The following is a 20,227-nucleotide window of genomic DNA, read 5'->3' on the forward strand; positions in this document are numbered from 1 at the left end:
TCAACTCATGAGATTGGCGAGACCCGGAATGTATCCGGACGCCCAGGCCAATGCGCTCATGATGCTCGCGAACAAGGTGTAGACGAAACCGATCGAGATCCCGACCCCAAGTCCTCCGAAGACCAGGCCGGCCAGCACGACAATCCCGTCGCGCTCGACGAGGCCCAATCCAACCAATGAGATCGCGAGACCGAGGGGGATCTGACCGAAGAACGGCGGCGCCACGATCAGCGCCAGCGAGAGGGCGAGCAGCAGCACGCCCATGCCTCGCATGCCGAGCGCAGTCTCGAACAAGCTCATCCGCGGCTTCGACCAGCGTTCAAGCCGCTGAAGCAGTGGCACGGCCCGAGTTACGGCCTTCTCGACCGAGTCCTTCGCGATGGAGGCCTGCAGGATCCTTCGAGGCAGCCAGGGCGATGCCATGCCGGCCGTGATCTGAACGGCGACGAGCAGCAGCAGAAGGCCGCAGACCAGCGGGATCGGCGGCGGCATCGGCAGGCAGTTCGGCAGGCCGAGCAGCACCACCAGCAGCGCGAAGGCACGGTCCTTCAGAACGGCGACGATGTCACCGACGGAAAGCCGCTCTCCCTCCTGGCGCGCGAGCACGGTGAGGACGTCGGAAGTTCGTGCACCGGAGGACAAGAGGGCTCGGCCCTGAGCTTTGCGTTTCCGCGCGGCTCTAGCCTACCGGGTCGATTCAGCCAAGCGATGCGTTGCCCCGAGCCTCGGCCGCTTCCCGAGAGCCACGTAGCACTGAGGTTGCGAGATTTCGCTCACGCGCATCGTCAGGTCGACCGCCCAGCACCCGTGCTATTTTTGCCGCACAGGTTGAGTGCCCCGCGATATGCACAAGCAGCCCTTGATCGTCATCTGTTTTCAATCACGTGTTTGCTTATCGTTCTAGCGGGAACGATCCGACCATGCGCGACGAAAGCCATAAAGAAGCAACAAACCGACGTAACGCCCGCCTCGTTTTGCTGGCAATCGTGCTGTGCATTTTCTCATTCAAGGTCAAAGCTGAGAACTCAGATATCGATATCGTGCTGTTTGGCAGCTTGGATACCGGATCATCCGCTTTTGCCAACGCTGGTTTCAAATGGGCTCCAGAACGTATTGATCGCGAAGGCTTTGCGATGCTTGCGACTGTTGGCGGCGGAGCTCGACTAGAGCATGGCCCGGCAATGCAAACGGGTTTCGTGCCGACCTTCGTGCGCGCGACGAGCCTAGCTTCATTGCTTGGCGGTTATCAGTTCTTCTTCGATTGGGGAGTGGTCGGAATTTTCGCGGGACCAGAGGCATCGTTCGAGAGCGTGATGGGCCTAGCTGGGTTCGGCCCGGTCGAGACCCGCATCGGAGCGCGGTTGCAAGGTGAAGTTTGGGCTCGATTAAGCGAGAACACGCTCGCTACCGTCACCGTCATTCTCGGCTCGGCAAGGTGGGACACCTTTGCCAGGGTCTCGGCCGGATACAGGGTATTCGGAGCCTATTTCGGTCCGGAAGCGGCCGCCTATGCCGATCGTACCGGCTACAGCAAATGGAGCCTCGGCATGCACGCGACCGACTTCAGTTTCGGCGATTTCAGCTTCCGTGTATCCGGTGGATGTTCTTACGAGAGTGAGACGCGCCGGGTCGGACCTTACGTATCTGTCGCGACCTGGGTTTCACTCTGACCAGTATTGAGGCTTGGGACCCCACTCTGCCGAATTTGGGGCTAGCGAACCGAGAAAGCGCTCTGCATCGGCGTGGATCTCTGCCCGGCGCTCATCATTCATGCGGTCAAGCGTGCGGTAAGGCATTGTCAAGCGCGGATTGCCCTTCAGCCGCCGCTCGTTACGGATCAAGAAATCCCAATACAGGTAGTTAAACGGGCAGGCTCCTTCGCCGACCTTGCGCTTCACGTCGAAAACGCAGTTCGCGCAGTAGTCCGACATCCGGTTGATATAGGCGCCGGAGGCCGCATAGGGCTTCGAGCCGATCACGCCGCCATCGGCCCAGAGGACCATGCCGTGAACATTGGGCAGTTCCACCCACTCGTAGGCATCGGCGTAGACGATCAAGTACCACTCCTCGACCTGCCGCGGCTCAATCCCGGCAAGCAGCGCGAAATTCCCGAGCACCATCAGGCGCTGGATATGGTGGGCATAGGCGTGGTCGCGCGTCTCCGAAATGCACTGGTGCAGGCAGTTCATTTCCGTTTCGGCCGACCAGTAGAACCAGGGCAGGTCGCGGCGCGCATCGAGCGCATTAGTCTCGGCGTATCCCGGCATCCGTGCCCAATAGAGACCGCGGACATATTCGCGCCAGCCTAGGATCTGGCGGATGAACCCCTCGACGCCATTCAGGGGCGCATCGCCATTGCGATAAGCCCGCTCAGCCGCCACGCAGACTTCTTCCGGCGTCAGCAATCCGGCATTGAGCATGGGCGAGAGCAGAGAGTGGTAAAGGAAGGGCGCGCCCTGCCGCATGGCGTCCTGATAGTCGCCAAAGGTCGGAAGACCATCCGCTAGAAAGCTGCGCAGCGCCCTCAGCGCGTCTTTCCGTGTCACCGGCCACGCGAAGCCGTCGAGCGATCCGAAATGATCGCCAAATTCTCTATCGACCAGCGCGATGCACGCGCGCGTGGTGGAATCCGGAGGAAAGGCCTCACGGTCGGGCGCCGTCAGGGTCTTGGGCAGGCGCTTGCGGTTCTGGGGATCATAGTTCCACTGGCCGTCGGTCGGCTCATCGCCATCCATGAGCCACCCTGTGCGGCGGCGCATTTGACGGTAGAAAGCCTCCATCAACAGTGAGCTGCGGTCGCCCGCCCAAGCCTCAAACTCGGCGCGCGAGCATAGAAAGCGATTGTCTTCGCGGATTTCGAGGGACGGCGAAATGACTTCGCGCCAGTCCTGCATCATCTGCCAGACGCGCCACTCGCCAGGCTCGGTGACGACGACCCGGTCTGGCCCGTGCCGCGCAATGGCCCGCTGCAACTCGCCCGTCAAAGATCCGGAATTGCCGCGATCATCGAGGCGCACGTAATCGACCGCGATGCCCTTCTCGGTCAGCTCGGCCGCGAAGTGGCGCATCGCCGAAAACAGAAAGACGATTTTCTGTTTGTGATGGCGGACATAGGTCGCCTCGTCGCGGACCTCGACCATCAGGACGGCGTCGTGCTCAGGGTCGATATCGATGAGTGAAGCGATACGGCGGTGAAGCTGGTCGCCAAGTACGAAGCGAAGCGTCTTCATGGCACTTCGTTACGCAGATCTGAGAACAGTTGTTCCATCGCAGATGCTCAGAGGCATATTCCAAGACGGCCCCGCTCCCACTAGCTAAAGCGACGCCATGGGAGCCGGAGCCGGCCTGCGCGCACGATCAAGGCGCTCAAGGTCTCAGCCAAAACGACAGGAACGAGGATGAAGTTCGCCTTCGCCGGTATCGACTTCCTCGGCAGCGTTTTCGACGGGCTGGTCGAGGCGGGGTGGCAGCCTATCAAGCTGTTCACGCGGCCCTGCGACGGCGTCTACGACTTCAACGACGTCGTGGTGGCCCGAGCGCGCCAGCTGCGTCTCCCGATCCAGCTGTCGCGTATCCGGCCCGACGACATCCTGGCCCTGCATCAGGCCCACGGCCGCGACTGGACACTCGTCGTGGCGGGCTATCCATGGCGGGTGACAGGCTGGCAAGGCCGGGTTCGGCACGCCATCAACTTCCACCCATCGCCGCTGCCGACCGGGCGCGGACCCTATCCGCTGTTCAAGGCAATCCTCGATTCCTACGAAACCTGGGGCGTCACGGCGCACGTGCTCGCCGAGGACGGCTTCGACACCGGAGACATCCTCGCTCAGGACATTTTTGCGGTCGATCCGCCGGAGACCCACGAGACCCTGCTCAGCAAGTGCCGGATGGCCTCCCAGCGGCTTGCAAGCGGGCCGATCGGCAAGGAGATCGCCAATCGCTGGCGGAGCGCCGAACCCCAGGGCGACGGCTCGTATTGGCCACGCGTGACCGACGCGGACCGCACCCTTGATTTCCGGCAGGACATCGATGCGGTTCTGCGCCAGGTGCGCGCCTTCGGCGCCGTCGAGACGATTGCCCGGCTCGGAGATGGCCGCGTATTCGTCGCGGGGGCGGAAGGGTGGCACGAGGCGCATCGCCACGTGCCAGGCACCGTCGTGCATCGCTACAGGCGCCAAGTGATCATTGCCGCACGCGGTGGCTATGTGCAGCTCACGCGATGGAGTCCAGTTCCGCTGGCCGAGGCAACACAGATCGGGCGCTGAGAAATGCCGCGGATGCGCCGGAAGGCGGACCTACCGCAGAAGATCTGCGCTCAATGCGGCCGACCATTCGCCTGGCGCAAGAAGTGGGAGCGGGTCTGGGAGGAGGTCCGCTACTGCTCGGACCAGTGCCGCGAAGAGGCACGGCGAAGGAAGACAGGGAGCTGACGAGGGTCGCAGCCGCACCAACCAACCCGCCACTCGACAAGCAAAGCAGAGGCTCCGGAGAACGAGGGTCGGGACGGAATTGCGGTTCAACCGGCCCGGCTTGCGCTGAGCACGATCCGGGCGGCGGCTTGGCTCGGCTCGTCGCCGTCGGGTAGCCTCATGCGCTGGTCGATCCGGGCTAGCGCATCGAGTTGCTTCGCGCGCTCCGGCCCTCCCGCGACGAGCGGCGCCAGCGTGTCCACGAGCCGCTGCGGCGTGCAATCGGCCTGGACGAATTCCGGCATGGCATTTTCCGCCAGGATCAGGTTCGGCAGCACGATGGTCGGCACCTGGATCAGCCGCCGGGCGATCACCTCCTCGATCCGCGAGACCTTGTACGCCACGACCATCGGCACGCCGGCCAGAGCCAGTTCGAGAGTCACCGTGCCCGAAGCAGCCAGTGCCGCGCGGGCCCGGCGAAACGCGCCGTGCTTGGCGGCCTCGCCGTGGACGAGTCTCACCGGCACGTCCCAGGCAAGAGCAAGTCGCTCGATCAGCGCACGATGCCGACTGACCGCCGGCAGTTCGACCTCGATGGCGCCGATACGAGCCGCGAGCAGAGACAGGGTCTGTCCGAAGACTGACATCAGCCTCTCGATCTCGGAACGTCGCGAGCCCGGAAGTACAACGATCAGCGGCGGATCCGCCTCACGCGCGTCGCGCTCAGCGGCATCGGGGCGGAGAGCATCGAGCCGTTCGATCAGAGGATGACCGACATAGGTGCATGCTGGCCCGCCGAGACGGCGATGCGCGTCGGGCTCAAACGGCAGCAGCGCCAGGACGTGATCGATGTAAGGGCGCATTCCCTTGGCTCGCCACGGCCGCCAGGCCCAAACGCTCGGCGAGACGTAGTTGACGATCGGCAGGTCTGGCAGGCGCTTCCTAACGCGGGATGCGACAGCGTGGGTGAAACCTGGGCTGTCGATGATGCAGAGCACGTCGGGCCGGCTCTCCATGATCGCGTCGACTGTCTGATGGATGCGCCGGATCAGCGTGCGAAGCCGAAAGAGCACTGGCAGGTACCCCATCACCGCCACGTCATCGATTGGGAAGAGCGGCGTCAGCCCTTCCGCGATCATCGCCTCGCCGCCGATGCCGTGCAGATCGAGGGGGCCGGTCGAAAGCTCGCGCAGCGCACGCATCAGTTTGGCCCCCAGCTGATCGCCGGAATCCTCGCCCGCCACGAGCCAGATCGTCCGATGCATCAGGGCGCCACGTCCAAACCGATGAGAAACAAGCCGAGCCGGTCGGCCTCGGCGACGGTCTCGGCCTCATCGATGATCAGGGTATGGCCTGCGCCGAGCGCGATGCCGACGCACCCGGCCGCGGCCGCATTGCGCATGGTTCGCGGGCCGATCGCCGGCAGGTCGATCCGAAGGTCCTGGCCTTGCTTCGGCAGCTTGACGAGAACGGTTCCTTCCGGTGCCGAGCCGTAACCGAACGGCTTGCGGCTGATCGCCCGGGCGCGAGCAAGCATGCGATCCGTGCCCTCCGGCCCCTCCACGGCCAGCACGCGCTGGGCCGCGACGACGGCCGCTTGGCCGACATCGTAGGGCGCAAGCGCGGTCAGCATCCGCTGGCCGGTGCCGATGGAGACCTGCGCCGCCTCACTCGGTGAGTGACGGCCGATCTGCCCGGATCGCCCAAGCAGATCGGGCGCGACCTCATGAACGCCGACGACGCGATGGCCCTCCTCCTCCAACAAGCCGATCACCGCCCGCAGCAGCCGGTCGTCGCCACCGGCCATGTGCCGGAGGATGTCGCGATTGCGCAGCGCGTGCGAGGCGTTGAGCAGAGCGGCCGGGCTCGGACGCGCAACGCCTCCGGCCGGCACGACGCCGCTCGGTCCCCAGTTCTTCAGGATGCTGAGCGTCCCGGGGATGTCGAGGAGATCGACGGTGGCGGAGGCCCGCGCGCGCATCGCGCGCTCGGTGAAACCACGCACGGCGAGCACGCGGAACGGGCGCCCTGCGCGTTCCAGCGACTGCGCGACGAGTTCCGGGAGGCGGCCTGCGCCGGCCACCAACACGAGCGTCCCCGCTTCGACGCTCGCACTCATCGGCGACGCCTCAGCCTGCAGCCGGAGTGCCACGCGGCGTGCAGATCGACCGCTTGCCGCCCTCGCGGATGAAGTCGAGAATCTCCTGAACGCCTTTATGCGCGTCGAATTCCGCCGCCACGTCCTCGACCCGCTCCATCAGCGTGCCCTCGGGCGCGAAAAGCAGCCGATAGGCGCGCCGCAAAGCGTGAATGTCTTCGCGCGAGAATCCGCGTCGCTGCAGGCCGATGATATTTAGACCCGACAGATAGGCGCGGTTACCGAGCACCATACCGTAAGGGATGCAATCGTTCTCGAGGCCCGACAGGCCTCCGACGAAGGCATGGGCACCGACGCGGGCGAACTGGATCACTGCCGCCCCGCCGCCGATGATCGCGTAGTTCCCCACCGTGCAGTGGCCAGCCAGCATGACGTTGTTCGAAAACACGACGCTGTCGCCGACATGGCAATCGTGGCCGACATGGCTGTTGGCGAGGAAAGCGCAGGAATTGCCGACGGTCGTCGTCAACCCGCCGCCGGCCGTGCCGGGGTTCATGGTGACGCCCTCGCGGATCATGCAGTCCGAGCCGATCGAGAGGGTCGAGGCCTCGCCCCGGTACTTCAGGTCCTGCGGCGGGTGGCCAAGCGAGGCGAAGGGATAGATCCGGGTGCGCGGACCGATTGTGGTCATGCCAGCGACCACGACGTGGCTGATCAGCTCGCAGCCCTCGCCCAGCACGACCTGCGGTCCGACATGGCAGAACGGGCCGATCTTGGCCCCCTCACCGATCTGCGCACCGTCCTCGATGACGGCGCTCGGGTGGATGAGCGCGCTCATTCCGCCACCAGCATGGCGCCGATTTCGGCCTCGGCCACCAAGACACCGTCGACGCGGGCCTCGCCTCGGAACCACCACATCGTCCGCTTGCGGTTGGTTTTCTTCATATGGAAGCGGACCTGGTCGCCGGGCACGACGGGCTTGCGGAACTTGCACTTGTCGATGGTCATGAAGAAGACCTGCTTCGACGAGGCATCGGGCGTCGCGATGTGGCGGCAGCAGATGGCACCGGCAGTCTGGGCCATCGCCTCGATGAGAAGCACCCCTGGAAAGATCGGCTGCTTGGGGAAGTGGCCGGTAAATTGCGGCTCGTTGGCGGTGACGTTCTTGATGCCGATACAGCTATTGTCCTCGTCGATCTCGATGATCCGGTCGATCATCAGGAACGGGTAGCGGTGCGGCAGGTACTCCATCACCTTCTGGATGTCGGCTGAGCCGAGTTCCTTTGGCGTCCCCTCGGTCATCGACACTCCACCCTACCTCACGCGCCCGCGGGCGGCCTCGCGTCGCCCATCTTGCCCTGTCGTCTCAGGAGAGCGTCCTCTTCGGAAGAAAATCGGGAAGATGCAAGACCTTCGGGCTCGTCGTGCAGCGCGGGGCGGCACCACGTGCATCCTCAGAGGATCCTGCAATCGAGCCGGATGATTCGGCACGGCTCGCCAGCGCGCGCCGCCGGCGCGTGGGGTTCGCGGATCAGCAGTGCCTCCGAGCGGCCGAGGACGGCGAGCATCGAGGAATCCTGGCGTGTCTCGGCCGTCGCGATGGGAAGGCGATCGGGGGCGGTGTCGAGCCGCGCGCGCATGTAGTCCTGGCGCTTGTCGTTTTCCGGCATATCGCGGCCGAGGGTGGCCGGCTCGCTCCGGTCGGCTCCGGCTTGGGGATCGCCGAGGAGGGCGCGGATCGCCGGCACGACGAAAAGCTGGCCGCAAACGATCGACGAGACCGGATTGCCCGGCAGGCCGATCGCCAGCATTGAGCCGAGCCGGCCATGCATCAGCGGCTTGCCGGGGCGAAGGGCGACCCGCCAGAAACCGAGATCCATACCCTCCTCCGCGAGCGCCTGCTGGACGAGGTCGTGATCGCCGACCGAGGCCCCCCCGAGCGTGATGAGGAGATCTGCACCCAATTGGCGAGCGCGGCCGATCGCGTGCTTCAGCGCAGCAAGATTATCCGGCGCAATGCCGAGATCGATGGGCTCGGCGCCGGCCTCTCGGGCGATGGCCGCGACGGCGAGACCGTTCGAGGCGACGATCTGATCCCAGGCGGCAGCCTCGCCAGGCTGCACCAATTCGTCACCCGTCGCGAGGATCGCGACGCGGGGTCGGCGGCGGACGCTCAGCGTAGCGTGACCAGCGGAGGCCGCGAGCGCGAGGCGGCGTGCATCGAGCGTTTCGCCCGGCTGCATCAGCACGTCGCCCTCGCGGAAGTCGAGTCCGGCAGCGCGGATAAACTTTTGGGGCGAGACGGCCTCGCGCGCCGTGACACTCTCGCCGTCCGCGTCGGCGTCCTCCTGGATCAGGATCGCGTCCGCGCCCTGCGGGACGGGGGCGCCAGTGAAAATTCGGACTGTCTCGCCAGCCCCGATGGAACCGGAAAATCCGTGCCCGGCAGCACTGGTGCCGATGAGGCGGAGCCGCGCGGGAATGGTGGCGAGGTCCGACGCGCGCACGGCGTAGCCATCCATGGCAGAAGCCGGAAATGGCGGCTGGGTGCGGCGGGCAACGACGGGCTCGGCAAGTGTTCGGCCATGTGCCTCGGTGAGGGCCACGGTCTCCGCCTCGACCAGCCTAGGCACGCTCGCCAGGATGCGCGTCAATGCCTCGGCGACGGGGATCATGCCGCTCATCGGGGCTCACTCCGCCAGGAGCCGGATTTGCCGCCGTCCTTTTCCAGCAACCTTATTCCCTCGATGCGCATGCCGCGATCGGCAGCCTTCACCATGTCGTAGATCGTCAGGCAGGCGAGCGAGACGGCTGTGAGCGCTTCCATCTCGACGCCGGTCTGACCGGTAACGCGCACCTCAGCCGTGACGCGGAGACCCGGCAAGGCGTCGTCGGGCTCGCAATCGACCCTCACTTTGGTGAGGAGCAGCGGGTGACAAAGCGGGATCAACTCGTGCGTGCGCTTGGCAGCCATAATCCCGGCGAGGCGCGCGGTGCCGATGACGTCGCCCTTTTTGGCGTCGCCCTCACGGATCAGCCGCAAAGTCTCCGGCATCATCACGACGACACCTTCAGCGCGCGCAGTCCGCGAGGTCACGGCTTTGTCCGAGACGTCGACCATGTTGGCCGCGCCGGCCGCATCGAGATGGGTCAGCGCGCTCATGCGTTCTGGCCGAAGAGCAGCGCCCGGGTCGCAGCGGTAACGTCGGCCTGCCGCATCAGGCTCTCGCCGACGAGGATCGTGTTGAGGCCGACATTCCCCAGGCGCTCAACTTCGGCATGGCTGCCGATCCCGCTCTCGGCAACCGCGATGCGATCGTCGGGGATCCCGGGCTTCAGCCTGATCGCCGTCTCGAACGAAACCTCGAAGGTCTTGAGGTTGCGGTTATTGACGCCGACCAAGCGGCTGCCAAGTGGCAGTGCTCGTTCCAACTCCTCGGCGTCGTGGACCTCGACGAGCACGTCCATGCCGAGATCATGCGCAGTCTCGGTAAGCGCCCGTGCGTCGTCATCGTCGAGCGATGCCATGATGACGAGGATGCAATCGGCGCCCCAGGCACGGGCCTCGAAGACCTGGTAAGGCTCGAACAGGAAATCCTTGCGGATGACCGGAAGCCGGCAGGCCGCGCGCGCTTGCACAAGGTATTCCGGTGCACCCTGGAAGGACGGCGTGTCGGTAAGAACAGAAAGGCAGGTCGCTCCGCCCTTCTCGTAGGCCTTCGCCAACGTCGCGGGATCGAAATCCGCACGGATCAACCCCTTGGATGGAGAGGCCTTCTTGATCTCTGCGATCAGGGCCGGGCGGCCTTCCGAGATATGAACCGCAATGGCATCTGCGAAGCCGCGCGGTGGATCGGCCTTGGCGACCTGCTTCTCGAGCTTGGCCAGCGGCACCCGCAGCTTCGCTTCGGCGATCTCGCGACGCTTGTAGGCCTCGATCCGGGCCAGCACGGAGGCTCGCGGAGCAGACGCCCCAGTCGTCACCTCGGCCAAGATGTCGTCCATCGGCTCGTCCTCAACATCGGCCGCCACTGTGCGGGCCGCCCTCTATCACGCGTTCGACACCGCGACGAGGCGCTGCAGGGTCGCGAGGGCCGCACCCGTATCGATGGCGTTCTGCGCTCGCGCGACACCGTCGGCCAGGGTGTCGGCGCGGTCGGCCATGAGCAGGCCTGCGGCCGCGTTGATGACCGCGATGTCGCGATAGGCGTTGCGCGCCCCCTCCAGCACCTGGACCAGCGCCCTAGCGTTGTGGTCGGGGTCGCCGCCGCGCAAGTCTTCGAGGGTCGAGAGAACCAGACCGCATTCGCGCGGATCGATGCTGAAGGACGAGATCCGGCCGTTCTCCAGCGAGACCACGTGGGTCGGGCCAGTGACGGTGATTTCGTCGAGGCCATCCGAGCCGTGTACGGTCCAAACACGCCGCGAGCCGAGCTCAGCCAGTACCTGCGTCAGTGGCTCGGCCCAGGAGGGCATCGAGACGCCGAAAACCTGGGCCTTGACGCCCGCCGGGTTGGAAAGCGGGCCGAGCATGTTGAAGATCGTGCGGAACGGCAGTTCCTTCCGCACCGAGGCGACGTGGCGCATGGCGGCGTGATGCGTCTGCGCGAAGAGAAAGCACAGGCCCGCCTCTTCAAGGCAACGTGAGAGCCCTTCGGGCGCCATTTCCAGCTTTACACCGAGGGCCGCGAGCACGTCGGCGGCGCCGGAGCGGGAGGTAGCCGCACGATTGCCGTGCTTCGCCACCGGCACGCCGCACGCGGCGGTGATGATCGCAGCGAGCGTCGAGACATTGTAGCTGCCCGAATGGTCCCCGCCGGTGCCGACGATGTCGATGGCATCGGCCGGCGCAGCGACTGGAATCATGCGCGCACGCATCGCCTGCACGGCACCCACGATCTCTTCCGTGGTCTCACCCCTGACCCGCAGAGCCGCAAGAAAAGCCCCGGCCTGAACGGGCGTCACCTCACCCGAGAGCAGATCGTCGAAGGCTGCACGGGCTTCATCCCGGCTCAACGAGCCGCTGGCACCGATGGTCGCGAGATAGGGCTTGAAGGAGTCCATGGCCATGGAGCCGTTCGCTGGAGAACCCTCTCCCCTCCGCAGGAGAGGGTAGCCTTCGCGTCAACGAAGGCAGGGAGAGACGGCGCTGTTTCGGGAGACATAGCCCCGGCCCCTCCCCGCCTGCACGGCAGGCACCCTCCCCCCACAGAAGGGGAAGAGAAAAGGTTGAGCTTCAATGCACGCCGGCACGGCCGGAGTCACGCTCGGCTCGCCACGCTGCGGCGATGTCGAGGAAATTGCTCACGATTTGCGCGCCGTGATGCGAGAGGATGCTCTCGGGATGGAACTGAACGCCATGCACCGGAAGGGTTGCGTGCTGCATGCCCATGACGAGGCCGTTCGCTTCAGCGGTGATCTTCAGGGTCTCGGGAAAGGTTGCGCGATCGACGACGAGAGAGTGGTAGCGCGTCGCCTGGAAGGCGTCGTTCAGGCCGCGGAAGATGCCTTCGGCGCGATGCGAGATCGTCGAGACCTTGCCATGCATCGGCGCGGGCGCCCGCACGACGTCGCCACCATAGGCCTGGCCGATCGACTGCAGCCCCAGGCAAACTCCGAAGATCGGGATCTCTCCGCCGAGTTCGCGCACCACGTCGAGACAGATCCCGGCTTCGTTCGGCGTGCAGGGGCCGGGCGAAAGCACGATCGCATCCGGCGCCCGCTCGCGGACCCCGTCGATGCCGATCTCGTCGTTGCGCACGACGTCGATGCCGCCGCAGAGCGGGCCGATGAGGTGCACGAGATTCCAAGTGAAGGAATCATAGTTGTCGATGACGAGGACGTTGGACATCGCGGGCGATCGGACGGAACTCACGGCATCAGGCTTTCGCCGCTCAGCCGGGCAACGTCAATCGCCCCGTTGGTTCGGTCTTCGTGGCTCAGGTCCCGTCGCGACGGCCAACGATCGCGAATTGCGCGCCTTGCGGGTCCGACGCCTGGACGACCCACATCCCGCCGGGAACCTCCATCGGCCCATTCATGATGGCTCCGCCCGCCTGCCGCAGGCGCTCGGTGGCCGCATCGATCTCTTCGACATTGACGTAATAGAGCCAGCTGGGGGCCGGCGGCCCGGGCAGGTTCATCATGCCACCGGTTGCCATGCCGTCGAGGGGCGCGTTCCTGGCGTGGAAGAGTTGGTAGACGCCCATCGGGCCGATATCGATGCTCTCGCCCTTCCGCCAACCGAACAGGGTCTCGTAGAAGCTGAAGGACGATGGCCAGTCGTGCGCGTAGAGTTCGTGCCAGCCGAAATGGCCGGCCGTGCCTGGCGCTGGTGCAGGCGGTGGCGTGCCGTCCCCGCGGAATAGAACGAACTTGGCCCCTTGTGGATCGGCCACCACCGCGAAGCGACCGATGGAGGGGATGTCCGCCGGCGGCCTGTGGATCGTCCCACCGGCCCGCATCACGGCCTCGGCCTTCGCATCCACATCGGCGACCGCGACATAGCCGATCCAACCCGGCTTGCCGCCATGTTGTCGCACCTCGGCCGGGATCTCCATGATACCGGCGACCCGGTGCTCACCGACGCGGGCCAGGGTATAGCGCATGTCTGGATGGCCGGAATCGACGAGGCTCCAGCCGACGACCTTCGCATAAAAGGCTTCCGCGGCTTTCGGATCGTCCGTCATCAGTTCGTACCAGACGAAGCTGCCTTCGGTGGTTATCATCGACGCCTCCGATACGGTCGTTGCGCGACTCAGCGCAGTCTACACCCGATCAGGCGCTAGCCGCGTGGGCACTTTGCAGGCTTCGCGAAGGCCAAACGGGGAGCCTACTGCCCCCGTCGCGCCCGGCTTGCGAACTGGACCGCATCCTCGGCCGCGCGAAACAGCGCCTTGGCCTTGTTCACGCATTCCTGCTGTTCGGATTGCGGATCGGAATCGTAGACGATGCCAGCGCCAGCCTGCACATGCATTCGGCCGTCCTTCACGATTGCCGTGCGCAGAACGATGCAGGTGTCCATCTCACCGCGCGCGCCAAAATAGCCAATGCAGCCGCCATAAGGGCCGCGCTTCTCGCGCTCCAGCTCGTCGATGATTTCCATCGCCCGAACCTTCGGCGCGCCTGAGACCGTGCCGGCGGGGAAGCCCGCAGCCAACGCCGAGAGCGTGTCGTGCCTCGGGTCGAGGTCGCCCTCGACGTTCGAGACGATGTGCATGACCTGGCTGTAGAATTCGAGAAAGAACGAACCCGTCACCGTCACCGTGCCGAGCTTCGAGACGCGGCCGACATCGTTACGGCCGAGGTCGAGCAGCATCAGGTGCTCGGAGCGCTCTTTCGGATCGGCCAAGAGTTCATCTGCAAGCGCTTTGTCTTCGGCAGGAGTCGCGCCGCGGCGGCGCGTGCCGGCAATTGGACGGATCGTGACCTTGTCGTCGCGCACCCGCACCAGAATCTCCGGGGACGAACAGACCACCTGGAATTCCGAAAAGTCGAGGTAGCAGAGGAACGGCGCAGGGTTGGTGCGGCGCAGGCTCCGGTAGAGCGCGAAGGCCGGCAGCGTGAACGGCGCCTCGAAGCGCTGCGACAGCACCACCTGGAAGATGTCGCCGGCGACGATGTACTCCTTCGCCTTCGCCACCATCCTCAGATACTCGTCCGGCGGCGTGTTCGAGACGGGCGTCGGCTGCGAGAGGCCGGCGGCGTCGATCCGCGCCTCGATCGGCAGAGGTGCCTCGAGCGCCGACGTGGCACGGTCGATGCGGTCGAGAGCGGCCTCGTAGGCCGCCCTGGCTGAGATGCCCTCGGCCGGGCGCACGGGCGTCACCACGGTAAGCTGGTCGGCCACCGCGTCGAAGATCACCATCACGCGGGGGCGGATCAACATCGCGTCTGGCACGCCGAGCGGATCCGGGTTCGGCTCGGGCAGCCGCTCCATGCGGCGGACCATGTCGTATCCGAGATAGCCGAACAGACCAGCCGCCATCGGTGGCAGCGTCTCGCTGGCATCCTCGCCGATGGCGCTCTCGGCGATCAGCGCGCGCAGGGAGTCGAGCGGGTGCCGGTCATCCGGCACGAAATCGACGAGTGCCGCGTCGCGGGCGACAGCGGCCCCCTCGGTGCAGCGCCAGATCAGGTCGGGGTCGAGCCCGATCATCGAGTAGCGTCCGCGCACGGCACCGCCTTCGACGGATTCGAGCAGGAAGCCGGGCCCCGGATACTGCCCTTTCAGCTTGAGGAAGGCTGCAACCGGCGTCTCCAGGTCTGCCACCAGCGTCAAGCTGACGAGGCTGCCGCGGCCCGCTTCGTACGAACGAGCAAATCCCTCGAAGCGGTCCGTCTCGGCGTGCATCAATACTCGCCGCCCAAGGCGCGCTTGAACGCGGTCTGGTTGACAGTGACGCCGGCGTTCTTCTGGACGTCGGCGATGTATTCGCCGAGCACGTCGTCGGAGAGGGCCGTGCGAAAGCTCTTCTCAGCGTTCTTGTCGGTCGGCATGCCCGCCACGAAGGCAGGCATCTCGGCGCGCGTGATCTTGTAGACCGCGCGGTTCTCGCCCGAGGGCGCCGAGCCGGCCTTGTCGACGGCGGTGGCGAAGATGCGATCGATCACCTCGGTGCTGAGATCATCCTTGGCTTGGTTTCGCGCGAGATTGTCGACTGTTTTCGTCTTGACGCCGGCAGATTCGGCGACCGCCTCCGGGGCTTCGCCCTTGTCGAGCCTCTCCACCAGTTCCTTGGCCTTCGCTGTGAGACGCTTCGAGGTCTCGGATTCCTTCCAGCCTTTGGTCGCCTCGTCGCGGACCTCGTCGAGGGGCTTGTCATGCGCCGCGTCGATCTTGGTCACGTCGTACCAGATATAGCCGCCGGACTTGGTGCGCAGGGCTTCGCTATCGCCCCCCATCTCCGAGCGGAAAGCGGCGGCAAGCGTCGTGTCGGCATCCGGGATGCCATCCACCTTCTTCCCGGCGGCATCCTTGCCCTGGGCATCGACGGCCGGAACCGTCACGAGTGAGAGCTCGCGCTCCTTGGCGATGTCGGCAAGCGACTTGCCGCTGGCGCGGGCATCCTCGATCGCGTCGTGCGTAGTCTCCAGGCCATCGCGGGCGCGCTGCAGCGCCATGGTCTTGCGGATCTCGTCCTTGACCTCGTCGAACGGCTTCTGCGTCGCAGGTTCGATGGCCGTGACGCGCAGCAGCACGGTGCCGAAGCGACCCTTCACTGGTGCGCTGACCTTGTCCTTCTCCAGTGCGAAGGCCGCGTCGCCCACGGCCGGATCGAACAGCTCGGCTTTGGTCAGGTTGCCGAGCGACAGGTTCTTGGCATCGACACCGCGAGCGGTCGCCGTCACCTCGAAGGGTACCTCGCCGCTCTCGATCTGCTTGCGGGCCGTCTCGGCGGTCGCCTCGTCAGGGAACGTGATCTGCTCGATGGTACGACGCTCCGGGCTGCCGTATTTGGCGGCGTTGGCATCATAGATCTTTCGAGCGTCCTCGTCGGTGATGGCGTCGGGCTTGGCCAGCGCCTCAGGATCGAGGACGAGCAAGTTCAGGGACCTGGTCTCTGCTGCGCGGAAGGTGCCCTTGTTGTTGTCGTAGTAAGTCTTCAGTTCCTCGTCCGTCGGGGCCGGGATGTCGCCTGCAGCGGCCGGTGTCAGCATCAGCACGGCAGCGGTTCGGCGCTCGGTCGAATAGCGGTGCACCGCTTCCCGCAGAGCCTGTGGGACGGGTAGTTCGGCCGTCACAGCGTCGGCGAGTTGGAGACGGGCGGCAACCGAGCGCTGCTCGCGCACGAACATGGCCTCGTTGATGCCGGCGCGGCTTAAGGTATGGTAGAAGAGGGTACGGTCGAACTTTCCGTCGGTGCCCTTGAAGGCCTGCTCCTCACGGATCGCGCGCAGCACCGCCTCGTCCGAGATGGCGAGACCGAGATCGGATGTCTTCTGGTCGAGCGCCGCCTCCGTGATCAGCTGGCTCAGCACCTGCCGCTCCAGGCCAAGTGCTCGGGCCTGTTCCGGCGTCAGCACGCGCTTGAGCTGCTGCTGGTAGCGGTTGAGCTGGTTCTGGTAGGCGGTGCGCACCGATTCCGCGGAGATCTGCGTCTTGCCGACAGTCGCAACGGCCGTGCTCGAGCCTCCGCGAAAAAACTCTTCGACGCCGAAGATCGCGACGCCCGCGATCAGGAAAAAGAAGATCACCGACATCACGATCTTGCCGAGCCAATGCTGGCTCGCGTTGCGGATGTTCTGGAGCATGATGTCGCCCGGATGACGCCTATGCGCCCCTTTCCGCCAAGGAAAAGGGGTTTGGAATGAGGGGCTCGCGATAGACCATCCGCGGCGCGGCGCAAAGGGTGGAGACGGCCGCCGGCTGTGATGGGGAAACGGGATTTCGTCCGTTTGCGCGCCCAAGCTTGCTCTGATAGGCCGCCAGGATCACAGAATAACAATCGAGGAGACGGGACCACGATGGCGAGCGAAGCACGGCGTCCGCTGGTTGCAGGCAACTGGAAGATGAACGGGCTGCGCTCCTCGATCAAAACCGTCGAGGCCGTCCGAGACGGTCTCTCCCCTGCCCTCACCGACAAGATTGACGTCCTGATCTGTCCGCCCGCGACGCTGATCGCGTCCTGCGTCGCCGCGGTGGCCGGCTCGCCCATCGCCATCGGCGGCCAGAATCTGCATGCGCGTGAGAGCGGGGCATTCACAGGCTCGATCTCGGCCGAGATGCTCGCCGATCTCGGCGCCCGCTACGTGATCCTCGGTCACTCCGAGCGGCGCGCCTACCACCACGAGACCGACAACGGCGTCCACGCCAAGGCACTTGGTGCTCGCCGCGCGGGCCTGTGCGGCATCATCTGCGTCGGTGAGACCGAGGACGAGCGCGAGGAAGGCCGCACCCTCGACATCGTGCGCGCACAGCTTGGTCTCGGCGTCCCCAAAGGCGCCACCGCCGCAGATACCGTAATCGCCTATGAACCGGTCTGGGCAATCGGTACGGGCAAGACGCCGTCGACCGCCGACATCGCCGAGGTGCACGCTTCGCTGCGCGACATGCTCGGCACAATGGTCGGCCCAGACGAAGCGGAGAAGGTGCGGATCCTGTACGGCGGCTCGGTGAAAGCGAAGAACGCCCGCGAGTTGATGGCTGTCGAGGACGTCGACGGCGCTCTCGTCGGCGGTGCCAGCCTCGTCGCCGAGGACTTTTTGGGTATCTGCGCGGCTTACTCGTAAGAGCCACAGACGGCACGGCGCGGTACGAGATCAGTATCGAATACCGGGCACGTGGCCCCACACATGCTTTCGCACAGGCTCAAGCGGAACCATGAGCTTGACCGTAAGTTTTCCGGTCATGATCCATTTGAAGTCAACGCTCGCGATTTCCGCGATCATGCTTGCCGGATTGGTGGCGGCTTCGCCGTTTCCGTATTCGAGCGCTCGTGAAACGGTTAAGCCGCGCTACACGGCTTCGGTGAAGCCGGTCTCCGTGGCCGAGGTGGCGACCGTTCCGACAGCCGCCGTCACATGGACCGATCCGCCGGTGAAAGCTCCGCCGCCGGCCGACCAGCCGCTCGTGGCGGCGAGCGCCCCTGCAATTCCGGAGCCCGAGACCGTCGCCCCGTCGCCGGTACGCCAAGTCTCGGCGCAGGCCAAACCCGAGCAGACACGTCGTCGCAAGATCGCCCGTGCTGCGATGCGTCAGCGCCAAGCCGCAATGCGCCAGGCAGGCCAACGGAACTCGCGGCAACCAGAGACGCACGTCGCGGCCGGAGCCGCCCCGGCTAGTGCATCGCGGATCGATCCGATCGGCGACATTCTCCGCGGCCTCGGCCTCGGCAAGCAGGGCTGATCCCCGGCCCTCCGGTCCTCGTCATAAGCCGCCGAAAGCCGAGCGGAGCAAGCCCTGCTGAGCCGCTACTGGGCTCTCGACAGGACGGGGCGTCGGCCGATCTTCTGCGATGAGCCCGTCGAGGTGGAGAATGCGGGCGTGCAGCCGACGAGAGCGCCCGACGAGGTCCTGAAGCTGCTCTGGCAGCAGACCAAAGCCGTTGCCCTCGTCCACCATTCGGGTTTCGGCTGCGGTTAGTTTTACGCGGCGCTTTTCTTCCTGCGCCTGGCCGTGCGTGATCTCGCCCTCGGCCACCGCCCTTTGCACTAAGAGCCACGAGGCGATCTGCATCAGCCGCGTCGTGAGGCGCATGCTCTCGCCAGCATAGGCCAGCGTCGCTTCTCGCGAGGCACCGCGCGATTCGTCGCGTCCGTTCCCGTCGAGATACGCGGCGGTCTCCTCGACCAGGGCCATGCCGTCGCGAAACAGCGACTTAAAGCTCTCGGAGGCGACATAGGTCTCCCCGAAGCTTACCCAGTCGTTCTCGTCACGGAACATGACATCCAAGCCGGTCATCGTGCCTCCTGCGGCTCACCCACGCGGCGCTCGCTCGAACAAGCGAATCCGCGGGCTGACGACACGAACCTAGCGCATTGCGCGGCGGCCGCACCGTTTACCGAGGCTTAACGTTAATCCGGCGCCCTTGTGCCACGGCTCCCGGTCGCAAGCACGTGATCGTGCGGCTTGGCATCGTGCGGCTTGACCAGCGCAAGAAAAAAGCCGCCCCGCAGGACGGCTGTGATGAAGTCGAACAGGGAGGCATCAAACAAAGTGGACAGAACCCACTCGACGTCCAGCAGGCTGGACATGGGCCGGTCATAGACCGGAAAGGTTAACGGACCGTTGCGGCCTCGGGGCCGCGCCCCTCTTGTCTTCGTGCTGCGTGTCCGCACTTTGAGGCGCGGGGCCGCTCCGGTCCGAGGCAATGGCACGGGAGACAGCGTGGACAAGAGCGAAAAGCAGAAGATGCTGGCCGGCGAACTCTACCTGCCGGGTGATCCCGAGATCCAAGCGGACATCGCTGCGAACAAGGAGTGGATGGCGCGCTACAATGCGGCCTTGGCCGCCCCGCCGTCCGAGCGGCGCGCGCTGCTGGTCGAGCGCTTCGCCCATGTCGGCGCCGAGGCGGTGATCAGGCCGCCATTTTTCTGCGATTACGGCTTCAATATCAGCATCGGCGCCGGTGCCTTCATGAACTTCAACTGCGTGATTCTCGATGTCTGCTCCGTCAGCATCGGCGACGGCACGCAGATCGGCCCAGCCGTGCAGATCTACGCGGCCGACCATCCGCGTGAGGCGGAGCCGCGCCGGCAAGGCCTCGAATTCGGGCGACCTGTCGTGATCGGGCGTAACGTCTGGATCGGCGGGGGCGCCATCATCGTTCCTGGTGTCACCGTGGGTGACGACGCGGTGATCGGTGCGGGTTCGGTGGTGACGCGGGACGTGCCCCCCGGCACGATCGTCGCCGGCAATCCAGCAAGGCCGATCCGGAAGCGGAGCGAGGGCTAGAAATCGCTCCGTAGAATTGACTTGGTCAGGACCATCCGCCATAAGCCCGCGCCAAGTGATGCGGCGCCCTCGTGGGCGCTCTTTGCGCTTGCCGACACATCTTTAAACGGACGGACCTGTCCTCAGCGCGCTCAGGCGCCGCTTGGACCGTCATCCCGTCGCCCGGAGTTCACGTCATGAAGAGAACCTATCAGCCGAGCAAGCTCGTCCGGAAGCGCCGTCATGGCTTCCGCGCGCGCATGGCGACCGCCGGCGGCCGTAAGGTCATTGCCGCCCGCCGTGCCCATGGCCGCAAGAAGCTATCCGCCTAAGACGGCGCGCCGG

General features: G+C 65.5%; 23 protein-coding genes. 7 read left to right on the forward strand and 16 right to left on the reverse strand.

What is annotated here, in order from left to right; translation table 11 throughout:
- Entirely contained in the window at window positions 1-642 is a 642-nt protein-coding gene (locus HCU64_RS09405) for an exopolysaccharide biosynthesis protein (protein WP_267922233.1), read from the reverse strand.
- Between the two features lie 278 nt (window positions 643-920).
- Between HCU64_RS09405 and bcsS the strand changes: the two genes are divergently transcribed.
- Window positions 921-1,670, forward strand: coding sequence for a cellulose biosynthesis protein BcsS (gene bcsS, locus HCU64_RS09410; RefSeq protein ID WP_233383562.1), 750 nt, complete (start codon window positions 921-923; stop codon window positions 1,668-1,670).
- On the opposite strand, the gene HCU64_RS09415 is transcribed toward bcsS, so the two are convergent.
- Window positions 1,662-3,230, reverse strand: coding sequence for a cryptochrome/photolyase family protein (locus HCU64_RS09415; RefSeq protein WP_233383563.1), 1,569 nt, complete (start codon window positions 3,228-3,230; stop codon window positions 1,662-1,664). The genes bcsS and HCU64_RS09415 overlap by 9 nt on opposite strands.
- 168 nt (window positions 3,231-3,398) lie before the next feature.
- Between HCU64_RS09415 and HCU64_RS09420 the strand changes: the two genes are divergently transcribed.
- Together HCU64_RS09420 and HCU64_RS09425 are read left to right on the forward strand one after the other, a co-directional pair.
- Window positions 3,399-4,265 (forward strand): formyltransferase family protein, encoded by an 867-nt coding sequence (locus HCU64_RS09420; RefSeq protein ID WP_233383564.1) that lies wholly within the window; start codon window positions 3,399-3,401, stop codon window positions 4,263-4,265.
- A gap of 3 nt (window positions 4,266-4,268) precedes the next feature.
- Window positions 4,269-4,430 (forward strand): DUF2256 domain-containing protein, encoded by a 162-nt coding sequence (locus HCU64_RS09425; RefSeq protein ID WP_233383565.1) that lies wholly within the window; start codon window positions 4,269-4,271, stop codon window positions 4,428-4,430.
- 86 nt (window positions 4,431-4,516) lie between these two features.
- Here HCU64_RS09425 and lpxB read toward each other — a convergent pair whose 3' ends face one another.
- From lpxB to HCU64_RS09485, 12 genes are all read right to left on the reverse strand, one after another.
- A complete protein-coding gene (gene lpxB, locus HCU64_RS09430) occupies window positions 4,517-5,677 on the reverse strand; it encodes a lipid-A-disaccharide synthase (protein WP_233383679.1) in 1,161 nt (386 codons plus the stop codon).
- Window positions 5,674-6,528, reverse strand: coding sequence for an LpxI family protein (locus HCU64_RS09435; protein ID WP_233383566.1), 855 nt, complete (start codon window positions 6,526-6,528; stop codon window positions 5,674-5,676). Before HCU64_RS09435 ends, lpxB begins: the two co-directional genes overlap by 4 nt.
- A gap of 10 nt (window positions 6,529-6,538) precedes the next feature.
- The gene (gene lpxA / locus HCU64_RS09440) at window positions 6,539-7,345 is read right to left on the reverse strand and encodes an acyl-ACP--UDP-N-acetylglucosamine O-acyltransferase (RefSeq protein ID WP_233383567.1); all 807 of its coding nucleotides are present in this window, start codon (window positions 7,343-7,345) and stop codon (window positions 6,539-6,541) included.
- The gene (gene fabZ, locus HCU64_RS09445; protein WP_233383568.1) at window positions 7,342-7,809 is read right to left on the reverse strand and encodes a 3-hydroxyacyl-ACP dehydratase FabZ; all 468 of its coding nucleotides are present in this window, start codon (window positions 7,807-7,809) and stop codon (window positions 7,342-7,344) included. The genes lpxA and fabZ overlap by 4 nt, the downstream gene beginning before the upstream one ends.
- Window positions 7,810-7,961: 152 nt before the next feature.
- Window positions 7,962-9,191 carry a molybdopterin molybdotransferase MoeA gene (locus HCU64_RS09450; RefSeq protein ID WP_233383569.1) on the reverse strand — a complete coding sequence of 410 codons (1,230 nt, stop codon included), beginning with the start codon at window positions 9,189-9,191 and terminating at the stop codon, window positions 7,962-7,964.
- Complete coding sequence (moaC, locus tag HCU64_RS09455) at window positions 9,188-9,670, reverse strand: cyclic pyranopterin monophosphate synthase MoaC (RefSeq protein ID WP_233383570.1); 483 nt, start codon at window positions 9,668-9,670, stop codon at window positions 9,188-9,190. The genes HCU64_RS09450 and moaC overlap by 4 nt, the downstream gene beginning before the upstream one ends.
- Window positions 9,667-10,512 carry an indole-3-glycerol phosphate synthase TrpC gene (trpC, locus tag HCU64_RS09460; RefSeq protein WP_233383571.1) on the reverse strand — a complete coding sequence of 282 codons (846 nt, stop codon included), beginning with the start codon at window positions 10,510-10,512 and terminating at the stop codon, window positions 9,667-9,669. Before trpC ends, moaC begins: the two co-directional genes overlap by 4 nt.
- Window positions 10,513-10,557: 45 nt before the next feature.
- The gene (gene trpD / locus HCU64_RS09465; protein WP_233383680.1) at window positions 10,558-11,571 is read right to left on the reverse strand and encodes an anthranilate phosphoribosyltransferase; all 1,014 of its coding nucleotides are present in this window, start codon (window positions 11,569-11,571) and stop codon (window positions 10,558-10,560) included.
- A gap of 172 nt (window positions 11,572-11,743) precedes the next feature.
- A complete protein-coding gene (locus HCU64_RS09470) occupies window positions 11,744-12,358 on the reverse strand; it encodes an anthranilate synthase component II (protein WP_233383572.1) in 615 nt (204 codons plus the stop codon).
- A gap of 88 nt (window positions 12,359-12,446) precedes the next feature.
- A complete protein-coding gene (locus HCU64_RS09475; RefSeq protein WP_233383573.1) occupies window positions 12,447-13,235 on the reverse strand; it encodes a VOC family protein in 789 nt (262 codons plus the stop codon).
- Between the two features lie 104 nt (window positions 13,236-13,339).
- Window positions 13,340-14,860 carry an anthranilate synthase component I gene (gene trpE / locus HCU64_RS09480; RefSeq protein WP_233383574.1) on the reverse strand — a complete coding sequence of 507 codons (1,521 nt, stop codon included), beginning with the start codon at window positions 14,858-14,860 and terminating at the stop codon, window positions 13,340-13,342.
- On the reverse strand, window positions 14,860-16,761 hold the full coding sequence (locus tag HCU64_RS09485; RefSeq protein ID WP_233383575.1) for a SurA N-terminal domain-containing protein: 1,902 nt from the start codon (window positions 16,759-16,761) through the stop codon (window positions 14,860-14,862). The genes trpE and HCU64_RS09485 overlap by 1 nt, the downstream gene beginning before the upstream one ends.
- Before the next feature lie 213 nt (window positions 16,762-16,974).
- On the opposite strand from HCU64_RS09485, the gene tpiA reads away from it, so the two are divergent.
- Both tpiA and HCU64_RS09495 read left to right on the forward strand, forming a co-directional pair.
- On the forward strand, window positions 16,975-17,739 hold the full coding sequence (gene tpiA, locus HCU64_RS09490; protein WP_233383576.1) for a triose-phosphate isomerase: 765 nt from the start codon (window positions 16,975-16,977) through the stop codon (window positions 17,737-17,739).
- Between the two features lie 127 nt (window positions 17,740-17,866).
- Window positions 17,867-18,355: a hypothetical protein gene (locus HCU64_RS09495; protein WP_233383577.1), complete on the forward strand. Its 489-nt coding sequence runs from the start codon at window positions 17,867-17,869 to the stop codon at window positions 18,353-18,355.
- Between the two features lie 21 nt (window positions 18,356-18,376).
- Here the strand turns inward: HCU64_RS09495 and rcdA are convergent, their stop codons facing one another.
- Window positions 18,377-18,910 (reverse strand): protease adaptor protein RcdA, encoded by a 534-nt coding sequence (gene rcdA, locus HCU64_RS09500; RefSeq protein ID WP_233383578.1) that lies wholly within the window; start codon window positions 18,908-18,910, stop codon window positions 18,377-18,379.
- 113 nt (window positions 18,911-19,023) lie between these two features.
- Window positions 19,024-19,203, reverse strand: a complete 180-nt coding sequence (locus HCU64_RS09505; protein ID WP_233383579.1) for a hypothetical protein — start codon at window positions 19,201-19,203, stop codon at window positions 19,024-19,026.
- Between the two features lie 157 nt (window positions 19,204-19,360).
- Between HCU64_RS09505 and HCU64_RS09510 the strand changes: the two genes are divergently transcribed.
- Window positions 19,361-19,903 carry a sugar O-acetyltransferase gene (locus HCU64_RS09510; protein WP_267922278.1) on the forward strand — a complete coding sequence of 181 codons (543 nt, stop codon included), beginning with the start codon at window positions 19,361-19,363 and terminating at the stop codon, window positions 19,901-19,903.
- A gap of 176 nt (window positions 19,904-20,079) precedes the next feature.
- Window positions 20,080-20,214: a 50S ribosomal protein L34 gene (gene rpmH, locus HCU64_RS09515; RefSeq protein WP_055947927.1), complete on the forward strand. Its 135-nt coding sequence runs from the start codon at window positions 20,080-20,082 to the stop codon at window positions 20,212-20,214.
- The last annotated feature ends 13 nt before the right edge of the window (window positions 20,215-20,227 follow it).

Origin of the sequence: Methylobacterium sp. C25 (assembly GCF_021352225.1) — a bacterium.
Classification (GTDB): domain Bacteria; phylum Pseudomonadota; class Alphaproteobacteria; order Rhizobiales; family Beijerinckiaceae; genus Methylobacterium.